12 protein-coding genes are annotated in these 13,908 nt (G+C 37.2%); 7 read left to right on the top strand and 5 right to left on the bottom strand.

Annotated elements, in window-relative coordinates:
* Nucleotides 1-97: 97 nt before the first annotated feature.
* Nucleotides 98-2,707 (top strand): T9SS type A sorting domain-containing protein, encoded by a 2,610-nt coding sequence (locus tag NCE97_RS04200; protein WP_353777638.1) that lies wholly within the window; start codon nt 98-100, stop codon nt 2,705-2,707.
* A 33-nt stretch (nt 2,708-2,740) separates the two neighbouring features.
* Nucleotides 2,741-4,396 carry a virginiamycin B lyase family protein gene (locus tag NCE97_RS04195; protein WP_353777637.1) on the top strand — a complete coding sequence of 552 codons (1,656 nt, stop codon included), beginning with the start codon at nt 2,741-2,743 and terminating at the stop codon, nt 4,394-4,396.
* 25 nt (nt 4,397-4,421) lie between these two features.
* Here the strand turns inward: NCE97_RS04195 and NCE97_RS04190 are convergent, their stop codons facing one another.
* Entirely contained in the window at nt 4,422-5,615 is a 1,194-nt protein-coding gene (locus tag NCE97_RS04190) for a multidrug effflux MFS transporter (RefSeq protein WP_353777636.1), read from the bottom strand.
* A 38-nt stretch (nt 5,616-5,653) separates the two neighbouring features.
* On the opposite strand from NCE97_RS04190, the gene NCE97_RS04185 reads away from it, so the two are divergent.
* From NCE97_RS04185 to NCE97_RS04165, 5 genes are read left to right on the top strand one after another with little or no spacing between them, the layout of a single operon-like run.
* Nucleotides 5,654-6,067, top strand: coding sequence for a hypothetical protein (locus NCE97_RS04185; protein ID WP_353777635.1), 414 nt, complete (start codon nt 5,654-5,656; stop codon nt 6,065-6,067).
* A gap of 16 nt (nt 6,068-6,083) precedes the next feature.
* On the top strand, nt 6,084-6,527 hold the full coding sequence (locus NCE97_RS04180; RefSeq protein ID WP_353777634.1) for a DinB family protein: 444 nt from the start codon (nt 6,084-6,086) through the stop codon (nt 6,525-6,527).
* A gap of 24 nt (nt 6,528-6,551) precedes the next feature.
* Complete coding sequence (locus NCE97_RS04175; RefSeq protein WP_353777633.1) at nt 6,552-7,973, top strand: formylglycine-generating enzyme family protein; 1,422 nt, start codon at nt 6,552-6,554, stop codon at nt 7,971-7,973.
* Between the two features lie 14 nt (nt 7,974-7,987).
* Complete coding sequence (locus NCE97_RS04170; RefSeq protein WP_353777632.1) at nt 7,988-8,521, top strand: GNAT family N-acetyltransferase; 534 nt, start codon at nt 7,988-7,990, stop codon at nt 8,519-8,521.
* A 10-nt stretch (nt 8,522-8,531) separates the two neighbouring features.
* Nucleotides 8,532-9,002, top strand: a complete 471-nt coding sequence (locus tag NCE97_RS04165; RefSeq protein ID WP_353777630.1) for a hypothetical protein — start codon at nt 8,532-8,534, stop codon at nt 9,000-9,002.
* A gap of 23 nt (nt 9,003-9,025) precedes the next feature.
* Here NCE97_RS04165 and NCE97_RS04160 read toward each other — a convergent pair whose 3' ends face one another.
* The 4 genes from NCE97_RS04160 to accC all read right to left on the bottom strand — a co-directional run bounded on the left by NCE97_RS04160 (nt 9,026) and on the right by accC (nt 13,858).
* The gene (locus tag NCE97_RS04160; protein ID WP_353777629.1) at nt 9,026-9,565 is read right to left on the bottom strand and encodes a hypothetical protein; all 540 of its coding nucleotides are present in this window, start codon (nt 9,563-9,565) and stop codon (nt 9,026-9,028) included.
* 88 nt (nt 9,566-9,653) lie between these two features.
* Nucleotides 9,654-10,391, bottom strand: a complete 738-nt coding sequence (locus NCE97_RS04155; protein WP_353777628.1) for a L,D-transpeptidase family protein — start codon at nt 10,389-10,391, stop codon at nt 9,654-9,656.
* Nucleotides 10,392-10,769: 378 nt separating this feature from the next.
* Nucleotides 10,770-12,311, bottom strand: a complete 1,542-nt coding sequence (locus NCE97_RS04150; RefSeq protein ID WP_353778261.1) for an acyl-CoA carboxylase subunit beta — start codon at nt 12,309-12,311, stop codon at nt 10,770-10,772.
* Nucleotides 12,312-12,418: 107 nt separating this feature from the next.
* Nucleotides 12,419-13,858 carry an acetyl-CoA carboxylase biotin carboxylase subunit gene (gene accC, locus NCE97_RS04145; protein WP_353777627.1) on the bottom strand — a complete coding sequence of 480 codons (1,440 nt, stop codon included), beginning with the start codon at nt 13,856-13,858 and terminating at the stop codon, nt 12,419-12,421.
* Between the last annotated feature and the right edge of the window lie 50 nt (nt 13,859-13,908).

Genomic DNA, 13,908 nt, shown 5'->3' with positions numbered 1-13,908 from the left:
TTTCATGTAGCTTTATTCGCTTTTTTACAATAGCAATTTCGTAGTAACATTTTCCTTTGTTATAAAAGCATGATGTTTAACTATAAGAAAAATTGCTATGAAACGAACATTACTAATTTTATCATTACTGAGTATACTCTATTCTAAAGTAAATGCTCAAGAAACAAACTCAGACACACAAGGTTTTATTCCAGAAGCTATTATTGAAAGAGACGCTTACTACCATTCGTTATTAGAAAATAACGGGAATAATCTAACTGGTCTCAAGGGTACTGGATACATGCCATACTTTAGAGAACGACATTTTTACGAACAGCGTCGAAATTTTGAAGGGATAAGTAGTGCCAATAACCGTTGGGAACTATTCGAGAGCACTCGTTCCTTAGGAGAACGTTCCGGATCTGGACCAACTGCAAATTGGCAAAACATAGGGCCGATCGATATGGATGGTCATGGAGGTAGAATGATTTCTCATGCCTTCGATCCAAATGTACCCGATGTGGTTTGGGGAGGCTCTGCTTCTGGAGGTCTATGGCTCTCTGAAGATGGAGGAGACAATTGGATTCCAATGACAGACAATATACCATCGACAGGAGTGGGAGCAGTTGTAGTGCACCCAACAGATAGTAATACATTGATTATTGGAACAGGAGAAGGTTTTTCACCACCAGGTATTGTTATAAAAGGTGGTTTAGGCGTATTTAAATCTACAGATAGAGGTCTTACCTGGACACCAACAAATTTCGGATTTCCAAGCTCTGCAGGGGTTTCTGTATTGAAGTTAGCTTGGCATCCTACAAACACAAACATTCTCTGGATGGCAGCGAGTAATGGTCTATGGAAAAGTATAGATGCAGGTGATAATTGGTCACTAGTTCTGGGAGACGGAACTAATCATCAAAATTTCATATTCAATGATATTGTAATTCAGAACGATAACCCAGATATCATATTTGTTACTCGAGAGAATGTTGGGATATTCAAATCTACAGATGGTGGTAATACCTTTAATGTATTGACTAATGGACTTCCAACAATGAATATCAACTTTATTAGCCTAGACCAATGTCGCTCAAATACAAATGTGCTGTATGCGAGTATCACTCGGTTGAGCGACACAGCCTTAGAAGGTGTCTATAAGACTGTGGACAATGGCGCAAGTTGGACCAAAATGAATAGTGCTCCTAATGCATTTTGTATTACAAACTCATTGGGGACTTTTTGCCAAGGTTGGTTTAACAACACTATAGCTGTATCACCTTTAAATCCAAATATTGTCATATTTGGAGGCATCACACTATGGCAAAGCTTAGATGGAGGTGTAACATGGAATCAAAAAGACCGAACAGCTTGTGCAACCTGTGTACACACGCCAGTATGTGCTACCTATGCCGATCATCACGATTTGGGCTTTGATCCTTTCGACCCGTTTACGGTGTACTCTTTTAGTGATGGAGGTGTTGCAAAAAGTGGAGACAATGGAGGTTGCTGGACCAATGTGAATAATGGTTTAGTCAATGCGCAGTTTTTATCTGTAGCTTCTGGATTGAGCAATCCAAATGTTGTCATTGGAGGTCTATGGGATCATGGTCTACAAGGCGCTAATATTGCCAACGGATTGAATTGGGAACGATGGGGATTTTTCGACGGTGTGGATGTCGCTGTTGACCATACGAATCCAAATACATTTTACGGAACTTGGATTAATGGAACCTATTGGAGAGCAGATAACGGAACAGCAACATTGGCCAACCAAATAACCAATGGGATGAACCTCAATGAAAATACTACAGGTCATTTCGGACCTCTCAAGATGCATCCGACAAATTCCAGCATTTTGTTTGGCTCTACACAACAAGGGCTTTACAAGACTACAAATAATGGGAACCTTTGGCAAAAGAAACTAACGGCGTCTATAGTAACAGATTTAGCATTTAGTGCAGCGGATCCTAGTGTATGCTATGCAGCTGCATGGACTAATGTTGCTTGGAATGTTTACAGGAGTAATGATACTGGTGAAACCTGGCAACTGACCAATAGTGCTCCCGGCTGGAGAATGACAGATGTAAAGACTAGTGGACAAGACTCACAGACATTATTTATAAGTAGAAATAGTATCAATCCAAACAATCCGCATGTATACAAATCTGTCGATGGTGGAGATACTTGGTCATCAATTCAAGGGGATTTACCAGATATTCAGGTTAATGCGATTGCTGTGGACTTAACCAATGATGATATTGTCTATGCAGCCACTGACTTAGGCGTGTTTATTACTATTAATGGAGGCGCAAACTGGACGGAGTTTAACCACAATCTCCCTATCACTTTTGTTCAGGATATTGAATATAATTCTGCTGATCAAAAACTTAGAATAGCCACTTTCGGACGAGGTATATGGATTTCGGATGCATATGATACATTAAGTGTTGAAGATTTCTCGATTTTGGATGAAGTATCAGTGTATCCAAACCCGCTTAAAGGAGATGAGCTTACAATCCAATTTACTAATTCATCATTTGAAAATAACTTCAAAGTTGAAGTACTGAACTTTCTTGGTCAGAAATTAATAGAATTCAAGGATGATGATCTATCAATAGAGGGCAATGCAGTAAAGCTCTCAAACTTTAATCAAAGTAGTGGAGTTTATTTTATTAGAATAACTAAAGGGAATAGAGCAGTGGTAAAGCGATTCATCAAGCTTTAGAATCATTGTATAACGTATTTAAAGGTTTTAATTATGAAGAATAATATATTAATCGTTTTATTCCTGATATTCGCTTGTGGCGGTAGTGATGATTCTACTATGGTAACGCCACCTAGTCCACTTAATGCCGTTTCATCAATCATAGCGACAGACATAGCCAATAATGGCGACGCTTCAGATATCAACGTAATCTTTACAGCATCAACCCAAGAGGGCTTATTAGCATACAGAGCTATTGTGCTGAAATCTGCAGCAAGTATTACACTGTCAGAAGCACTGGATTTGCCTAATGATGCTTTCTTTCAATTTTCTGCTGGTGTTAACGAAGTGACCTTACCATCAAGTTTAAGGGATACAGATGGTGACACTATTGAAGAAGAAACCAATTATAAAGTTGCAATAATTTCAATACATGATTCTGATGAAAGTCTAAGTGCCTTATCATCATTCTCGAATGTATTTTCATTGATTGACCCAAGTTCACAGCCTTTACAGCCTGTATCTTCAATCAGTATTGTTGACAATACCAATAATGGTAATGCTTCTGATATAGATACAAGTTTTCAACCAGCAGCATTTTCTGCTCAATTGTCCATGTACAGAATTTATGTTGTAAAAAATGCTAACACTCTAGATTTGGCAACAGCGCTGACCGTTATATCAGGTAGGTATGCTGAATTAGCTTCAGCCTTAAGTCAGGCTGTTTTGCCTAGTGATTTAAAAGATGTTGATGGAGACGATATCATTGAAGGAGAGATATATAAATTGTTTGTTTTATCCGTTCATGAAGAAGATGAGACCCTCAGTGCATTATCAAATCCATCTTCATCTTTCACTATAGAGAGGACTAATTTGGTGAGCACGCTGGTACAAACGATCAATATTGGTACTGGAGGTGTTTCGGTAGACCAAGCAGGTAATGTCTATGTCGCTGATTTTGGCGTCTCATTGCCATTGCATAATGGCACTCAGGTAGCTAGAGTTACACCAAATGGAGATGTGTCTACGTTTATTTCAGGATTTGCAGATGGCGCTTCTGGTAACCATTTTGATGCTCAAGGTAATTTTTATCAATCGCACCAAGGCGGAAATAGAATTTCTGTTACAGATACAAATGGTGTTACGACCAATTTTTCATCAGGAGGCTTTCTATCAGTTCCTATAGGAATCGCTATAGATGCTCAGGGTAATCTGTTTGTGGCCAATTGTGGTGGAAATAACATCATAAGAATTACACCTCAAGGCAATCAATCTGTTTTTGCTTCTAGCGGTCTTTTATCTTGCCCAAATGGAATAACCTTTGATGCTAGTGGAAATTTATTTGTTGCAAACTTTAATAATGGAAGCGTTATAAGAGTTGATAGTAATGGAAACGCTAGCACTTTTTCTACGATTCCAGGAAACAACAATGGGCATATTATTTATGCAAATGATAGGTTGTATGTTATTGCGAGATCGGCAAACAGTGTTTACGAAATTGATATGAATGGAAATGCAACATTGCTTGCAGGAAATGGGACTAGAGGCGGAACTAATGGAGCTGCCTTGAACTCAAACTTATCCTTACCTAATGATTTAGATGTTAGTCCAGATGGGACAAAATTATATGTCAATGAAGTTGCGACTAACGTAGGGAATGGTCTTACACCATCGCGTGTAAGAGTTATTCATTTGGATGCTGAGAATTAGTCAGGCAGTATACCTTAGGTAAGGATTAAGTTTTTGAAGCTTTCATTCTAAGAAAGGTCAGCAAAGAAAGGACTCCAAATATGGTAAATCCTATAAATAGAGGTAAGACTGAAGTTTCTACAAAACTACCAATGTAATTGGCAATTGGAACAGCCATTACTGTAGAAATGAATCCATTAATTGCAGAGCCTATACCAGCTATGTGACCCAAAGGTTGCATAGCTAAGGCTCGCATATTTCCAAAGATAAAGCCGACTGAGAAAAACTGTAGCGAGAAGAACATCAGTAAAATAATCAAGCTTGGATTGTTGCCATTTAAGTGTAAAAGTACATAAGACAATGAAACTAATACATAAGCTATAATCGCCCAATAGGCGATTCTCCACATACCATAACGCACTACAATTCTACTATTCATAAATGTTGAAAATCCAACAGAAATAGCCATGCTAGCAAATATGTATGGAAACTCTGCCTTGAGGTCATATTGCTGCTCGAAAATTTGTTGAGAAGTACTTAACCAAACCATAAAAGACCCAGTAATAAAACCTGAGACTAATGTGTAAGCAACAGCATCTTTATGCTTAAAGAATTCTATAGTGCCATCAATAAACAGACGTCCTGTAAACGGAATTTTGTACTGAGGCTTTAAAGTTTCATTTTGTCTTCTAGAGAACCACAATAAAATAAAGACGCCATAGATGAGGTTAAATAGAAATATCGATTGCCAATTGAATAAATCCAATAACCATTGTCCAAGAGTCGGAGCAATCACTGGTACCAAAATAAAGGTCATTACCACTATAGACAGAATCTTAGCCATATAATCACCTTCATATAAATCCCTTACCATAGCTATGGCTACAGTCCGCATAGCAGAAAGCCCAACACCTTGCAACACACGACCAATAATCATCATCTCGAAGGATTTTGTGCTTAGACAGATATAACTCGCAATACCAAAAATGACAAACCCGATATAGACAATTGGCTTTCTGCCAAAGCTATCGGATAATGGTCCTAAAATCAATTGACCACTTCCTAGACCAAGGAAAATCATTGTGATTAGTAGCTGATTTTTATTAGGATCCTCGACACTCAAGTAGTTTCCAATGTCTGGTAATGCAGGAAGCATAGCATCTATAGAAAGGGCTACTAAGGACATCAATGCTGCCATTAACAGCACAAATTCTACTTTTAGCTTAGGTTGATTTTGCACAGCGCAAATTTAAGGGATTTATTGTCTATTTTTATACTATGACAAATCACTTTCATTTTACTGACGAAGAATTTGCCAATGAGTTCAAAAATGCAACGTTACCACCTTCATTATTTAGCCATGAGGCGCATTTACGACTAGCATGGATTTATGTCAAAGCGTATGGTATAGAACAGGCGGTAGACATGGTGAAGTCTCAATTGATTAATTATGTAAATCATTTAGGAGCGGTGAGTAAGTATAATGAGACAGTGACTATTGCTGCAGTGCGAGCTGTATATCATTTCACGCTAAAATCTAAATCACATAATTTTAAAGATTTTATTGATGAGTTTCCTCGCTTAAAAACTAATTTCAAAGACATACTTGGACAACATTATGGCATAGATTTATTCAATTCTAAAATGGCTAAATCATCTTTTTTGGAGCCAGATTTGTTACCTTTTGATTAAACATAAGATTAAAGCAATGATTAAAGACACGTTAATAAAACTATTTACCAGAGACTTAAATAAACTCAAGACTGAACTTGAATCTTACAAGGATGAAGCTAATATGTGGTTGGTTCCTGAAGGGATTTCAAATTGTGCTGGAAACCTTGGACTGCATATCGTTGGAAATTTGAAGCATTTTATTGGAGCGCAACTAGGCGATACAGGATATATCAGACAACGAGATTTAGAGTTTTCACTGAAAGATGTGCCTAGGCAAGAGATTTTGAAGCAAATAGATGAAACTATTGTAGACGTAACTACTGCATTAGAAAAATTACCAGAAGCAGATCTGCAAGAGGAGTACAGACGAAATCCGTTTGAAGACTATATGACAACAGAGTACTTTTTAGTACATCTCATCATGCATTTGTCGTATCATTTGGGACAGATCAATTACCACAGAAGACTTTTGGAGTGACATCAATCAAAAACAATCATAAACATGAAACCTTTTCTAATCTTTTTAATTGGAATGCTATCATTTCAGTTTAACTATGCTTCAGATTTAAAAATAGATAATATACGAAGCGTCAAGAGACCAGAAGTGATCAATACACCACTGAGTGTAATCTTTGACATTGAATGGAAAAACGCATGGAATAATGCTAAAAACCATGATGCAGTATGGGTATTCTTAAAATACAACGGATCTTGGAACAATCATGTAAAACTCAAAGCAGATGGCCATTTAATATTAAAGAATCGTTCAGGAGCGGCATCGTCACCTACCATCGAAATTTCAGAAGATCGCTTAGGCTTTCTAATTTATCCGAGTAAAACATACAGAGGCGATATGAACTTCAAACTGCAAATTCTTATTGATTCAGAAGGCAATGAGCTCGGTTGGGATAAACTACAAGGGCTTACCGTTCATGGTCTAGAGATGGTATACATCCCACAAGGAAAATTTACAATAGGAAGTCCAGACGAAGCAGCAGAAAAGAAGGCTGCATTATATAAAAGTGATGCCAATGGAAAAGCAAAAGGCTTAATTACAATTACTTCCGAAGATGCCATAGAAGTAGGCGCAAAAGACAATGCGCTATACTATTGGAGCGAAAGAGCATTGTACAATGGAGATCAGCAAGGACCAGTACCTGCGGAGTTTCCAAAAGGTTATGATGCGTTTTATGTTATGAAGTATGAACTCAATCAAGGACAATATGCAGCCTTTCTGAATACATTATCAGAAACGGATACCTATAAACGTTCGCCAATAGGAGGTAGGACTTATTATGAAGAAAGAGGGAGCATTAGACTTATTGATGGTAAATATGTGGCAGAATATCCGCAACGACCGATGAACTATTTTAGTTTTTCAGACGCTTTGGCTTTTACAGATTGGGCTGCGTTGCGTCCAATCACTGAATTGGAATATGAGAAGGCAGCTCGAGGCCCTTCGGAACCCATACCTGCGGAGTTTGTTTGGGGAACTAACAATTACAATGATTTAGAACGCTATGTACACGAATCTGGCGATTTGGTGTTTTCTGATGGCATTGATGAGAGTCAGTTGACTGATGCAAACCGACCTGTCTTTGGAGCATCATATTATTGGGTTATGGATTTGAGCGGAAGTCTTTGGGAACGTGTCATTACCATTGGGAATCAACTAGGAAGATCCTTTATTGGGACTCATGGTGATGGTAAATTAAGATTCGGTAGTGCCACTAATGATGACTGGCCAAAAAGTGATAATGAAATAGGTGGCTTTGGTTATAGAGGTGGAGGCTACTATAAAGTAGGTACAGCTTATGGAGATTTTAATCCACATTCTCCTATTGGCTATCGTTTTTATGGAGCTTGGTCTGGTGGACCACGTTCTATAGCATATGGATATAGAGCTGGACGCTCAGCAAATTAATGTAAAAGAATAGAATGGTAAAACCCGTTGGCGAATTTGAGATATCGCTTTTAGATACGAGACGTAGTGAAGATTTCTTTATGCTTATTGACAATAATAGAAGCCGATTAGAAGACTTTTTTGCTGGTACCGTTTCAAAAACTAAAACACGTCTCGATACAGAGGCCTATTGTAAGATCATCGATATAAGAATCAAAGAGAAATCATATTTACCTTATATCATCTCTGATACTAAGACAAATGATTATATAGGTTTGGTCGATATCAAAAATATTGATTGGTCGATTCCCAAAGCCGAAGTTGGATACTTTATTGATCATAATTACGAAGGAAAAGGCATCATCTCCAAATCCGTTAAGCATGTTATAGAACATATTAGTAATACTTACAAGTTCAAGAAGTTATTGTGTAGAGCTGAGTCCAATAATATTGGTAGTATTAGCGTAGCACTAAAAAATGAATTTGAGCTGGAGGGCACTATCAGAAGAGATTATAAAACAACCAAAGGTAAGATCGTAGACCTCAATTATTACGGCAGGATATTTTAACCCCAATTGCATGAAGGTAGCAACCATTTCAGAACTTAGAAAAGAATTAAAACATAGTAGTAAAGAAGAATTATACGAGTATTGCTTGGCTATGGCACGCTTTAAGTTAGAAAGCAAAGAGTTGCTAACCTATTTGGTATTTGAGTCTGAAAGTGAATCCACTTACATTGACGGCGTGAAATCCTATATCGATGCTGAATTTGAAGCAATAAATACTGCGAGTTATCACTATATCAAGAAAAGTATCCGGAAGATTTTAAGACAAGTGAAGCGTTACATTCGCTATTCCAAAAAGCCTGAAACAGAAGCCGAAATCCTGATCCATTTCTGTAAAACATTAGCTAACATGAGACCTTCTTTCAAAAGAAATAGAGTGCTGGTGAATACCTACGATACCCAATTACGAATGGCAAAGAAAGCTATTGGTAAACTACATGAAGATTTGCAATACGACTTTAAATTATTGGTTGAGGATTTATAACGTCTGTTAAATTTGATTAATGTTTACTCGCAATCGGCTTGAGTGTTTTTGTTTTTCCATTGTATCCAATATTCTTGTAAGCCTTCAGAAGTAGTTTTTAAATCACTAATATCTAACTGATGTCCTTCCATAAGCACTGCGCTTAATTCTTTCTTTCTCCTTTCTAGTGAAGGCGTATGATTCCAACCACCTACATGATCAAATGAAGTATATGCATCGCATTTCTCATCTACAGATATAAAAGGAATTTCCAGATAATAAACGACTTCACCTGAGCCCATACCTTCAGTAGACATTTCTATATTTTGAAAATCTACTTTACTGTACAATTCCTTTGCATATAATTTCTTCAATTGGTCACCAACAGTTGCAGACATCTTGTTTGAAAACTGATGCGCTACATCAGATTTGCCTATAAATTCAGGACCCTCGTAAGTACCAAAGCATAACTTGTCTGTGCAATTAATCTCGGTGTTTTGAGTAGTATTTTGGGAATTTTTTTTATTCTTAGAATTGCAATGAAGTAATAATATACAAGCAAAAAGTATTACAATTTTTTTCATCTTTAGATTTTTCCAACGATTAATAAATATACTATCAATTCTATAAAATTGAGTATTTAGTGAATAATAGTATTGAGCTTGGCAGTTTTTAGTTTATCAGATATTTTCCATCCTCATTCACAGTAATGGTTGGAATTAGCCGAGTACTTTCAAAATAATGGTAACCTTCTTTTAAGTTTAACCAAAACTCTTTATAGTTAGCATGTACTTTGATCAATTCCTCATAATTGTCATCATTTAATTTTGATGGGAATATGTGTACAGGAATGGCTAATTGACCATTATGTTTTGCCTCAACGGCAAGAATATACACTTCTTCAATCCAATCGTCAGTAATTGGTATGCATCCAACTGTAAAGCATGATCCATGAATAAATATATCGCCTCCCAATTTACTCGCATTAGACTGTATTTTATCTGATTCGTTGGGATAATCAATCCCCAAAGAAAGATGAAAATTACTCTCAGGATTAAATCTATCTATTTCGTAAAACCCTTCTGGAATTTGATAATCTCCTTGTCGTCTTTTTGGACCTAGATACCCTGACGAATAACAAAACGGGAATGAAGTAATAAGTTTAAACCTTTGATCATCCTTATCCTTTCCCCAAACCTCAAGCTTTTCTTCTTGCTTAAACGCTCGAATGTAAATATGAACCTTTTTAATGCTGAGCTCTAGAAGCATATCCTTGATGCACTTTTCTTTCTCAGAATAGGCTTGCTTTACTCTAGGAAATTTTAATTGGTCGCTCTTGAAGTCATTTACTAGTAACAAACCAGTACCAAACAGTAGAAATATGCTAACAAAAATAAGTTGCTTCATCATTAAAAATTGCGTTCTAATTCATAATCTGCCAATACAGCTATACTTATCATTATGGCTATGTACAAAAAGGGGATAGCACTTAAAAGAATCCAAATCAGATTGTTTCTTATTTCAGATTTATGTTTTAAGACTAAGAAGATTGAGTTCACCAAAGAGCATATGGTTCCACCATAAAAAAGATAAAGTGAAATCATGTTTCCATATTGATAAATCCAAGTGCCTCGATATGGTTCAACTAGATATTTTAATAGTATTGCACTTAAACACATAACTATTAGTATAATCCCACTACTTTTAGTCCAGCTTATTTTTCTAACAGAAATATTCATATTAGCTACTTAAAAAACAAACTAAGTAATCTGTAATCTGTAATCTGATCTACAAAGGAATATTCCCATGCTTGCGCTTAGGCTTGTCAACAGACTTGTGTTCAAGCATTGCAAATGCTTTTATGAGCTTACGTCTGGTATTCTTTGGCAAAATGACTTCATCTATAAAACCACGTTCAGCAGCACTATATGGATTGGCAAAGAGTTCGGCATATTCAGCTTCTTTTTCCTTCCACATGGCTTCAGGGTCATCCGCAGATTTTATATCCTTTTTAAAGATAATCTCTGCTGCGCCTTTCGCGCCCATAACAGCAATTTCTGCACTAGGCCAAGCGAAATTCATATCAGAGCCGATGTGCTTAGAGTTCATTACATCATAAGCACCTCCATAGGCTTTTCTAGTAATCACAGTAACTCTTGGTACTGTCGCTTCACTAAAGGCATATAACAGTTTGGCACCGTGAACAATAATACCATTCCACTCTTGATCTGTACCAGGAAGGAATCCAGGAACATCTTCAAAAACCAATAAAGGAATATTGAAACAGTCACAGAAACGTACAAAACGTGCAGCTTTCTTAGAACTATTTACATCGAGGACACCAGCCAGAAACATCGGCTGATTGGCAACAATACCAATGCTACGACCTCCTAATCGTGCAAAACCAACAATAATGTTTTCAGCATAATCCTTATGGATTTCATAGAAAGAATCTGTATCGATAACGCCTTCAATCACTTGATGCATGTCATAAGGCTGATTTGCATTATCTGGAATAATTTCGGAAAGTGAATCTCTAACTTCTTCACCAAGTTCAACATCAAACTTAGCTGGTTTTTCAGTATTGTTTTGCGGTAAGTAGGAGAGGAGACGCTTTAAATCTTCCAAACATTCAACATCATTGGCAGAGGTAATATGCGCTACACCAGATTTTGTAGAATGTGTACTTGCACCACCAAGGTCTTCGCTGGTAACTTCTTCATTTGTAACCGTTTTCACAACATTTGGACCAGTAACAAACATGTAACTTGTGTCTTCAACCATCATCGTAAAATCAGTCATAGCAGGAGAATATACCGCACCACCAGCACAGGGTCCCATAATCGCTGAGATTTGTGGAATGACACCAGATGCTTGAACATTGCGATAGAAGATATCAGCATAACCACCCAAAGAGCGCACACCTTCTTGTATACGAGCACCTCCAGAATCATTCAAACCAATTAAAGGCGCACCAACATTGACTGCCATATCCATAATTTTGCAAATCTTTTCAGCATGTGTTTCAGATAATGAGCCTCCAAATACGGTGAAATCTTGTGCGAAAATATAAACTAAGCGCCCATCAATAGTACCATAACCCGTTACTACACCATCACCATAGAATTTTTGGTTTTCCATACCAAAGTCTTTGGTACGATGAGTGACCAAAGCACCAATCTCTTCAAAAGAATTTTCATCGAGAAGGTATTCAATACGTTCTCTGGCAGTTAGCTTTTTCTTTTCGTGCTGCTTGTCTATTCTAGCTTGTCCACCACCAAGATATGCTTGTTGGAGTTTTTCGTTTAGTGCTTCTATCTTAGAGTTCATTCTATTATTAGTTTCATTGTTTTTATAAGATCTCGACTGTGCTCGATCAGACATTTCATGTATTAGCTTTGTCAGGTTGAGCGTAGTCGAAACCTAACTGACAAAAGTTAATTTGGTAATCTTAAAGTTTCACGATCTTTTAAATACTGTTGCAAAGCCACCATAGCTGCAACTTCAGCTTCTTCTTTGTATTCTGCTTCTATAGCTTCAGGTGAATAATGTGTCTTAACAAAATGTGTGTCAAAATCACCTGAAATGAAGGCATCATGGTCACAGACAAATTTCCCGAATGGTAATGTAGTTTCTATACCTTCAACTTTATAGTTGTCTATGGCTTTCTTCATGAGTTGTATTGCTTCCATACGAGTTTTGCCATACGTAATCAGTTTGGACAGCATAGGATCATAATAAATAGGGACATCCATACCTTCACCGATACCGTTATCTACTCTTATACCTTCTCCTACAGGTAGCTTATAAGTTTCTAGAGTACCGACACTAGGTAGGAAATCATTCAGAGGATCTTCAGCATACACCCTAAGTTCTAAGGCATGACCTTTGATTTTTAAATCATCCTGAGTGATAGGTAATACTTCACCACGCGCTACTCTGATTTGTAGCTCCACTAAATCTACGTTAGAAATTAATTCGGTCACAGGATGTTCTACCTGTAGTCTGGTATTCATTTCCAAGAAATAGAAATTCTTGTTTTCGTCTAGTAAGAATTCTACAGTTCCTGCACCAACATAGTCACAAGATTTTGCAACATCGATTGCTGCTTGTCCCATTTCGGCTCTCAGTTCTGGTGTCAACACTGTTGATGGTGCTTCTTCCACAACTTTTTGATGACGACGTTGAATACTACATTCACGCTCAAAAAGGTGAACAATATTTCCATGTGTATCCGCCATAACTTGTATTTCGATATGGCGAGGAGAGGCAACATACTTTTCTATAAATACAGAACCATCTCCAAAAGCAGATGTGGCTTCACTAATGGCTCTATTCATCTGTGATTCTAGTTCATCTTCAGCAGACACTACGCGCATTCCTTTTCCACCACCTCCTGCAGAAGCTTTTATGAGAATAGGAAAACCAATATCCTTTGCAATTGCTTTAGCTTTGTCAACATCAGTAATGGCTTCATCGATTCCAGGAACCATAGGGATATTGTAGGCTTTTACAGTTTCTTTAGCAGCAAGCTTACTACCCATTACGGTAATGGCTTTGGATTTTGGTCCAATGAAAATAATATCATTGGCTTCACATAGCTCTGCAAAGTCAGCATTCTCACTCAAAAAGCCATAGCCTGGATGAATGGCATCGACATTTAACGCTTTGGAAACTTCTATAATTTTTTCACCTCGTAAATAGGATTCTGATGATGGTGCTTTTCCGATGCAAACCGCTTCATCTGCATAAGTAACATGCGGCATGTTACGATCGACTTCAGAATATACAGCGACCGTTTTTATACCCATCTTTTTCGCGGTTCGCATAACACGTATCGCAATTTCGCCTCTATTGGCTATAAGTATTTTTTTCATTGAACTATTTCAATTCATTTCCACTTGGTGGAAGTTTAGGTTTTATTCTT

This window comes from Winogradskyella sp. 3972H.M.0a.05 (assembly GCF_040493455.1).
Classification (GTDB): domain Bacteria; phylum Bacteroidota; class Bacteroidia; order Flavobacteriales; family Flavobacteriaceae; genus Microcosmobacter.
This window is presented reverse-complemented; position numbering and strand designations above follow the sequence as displayed.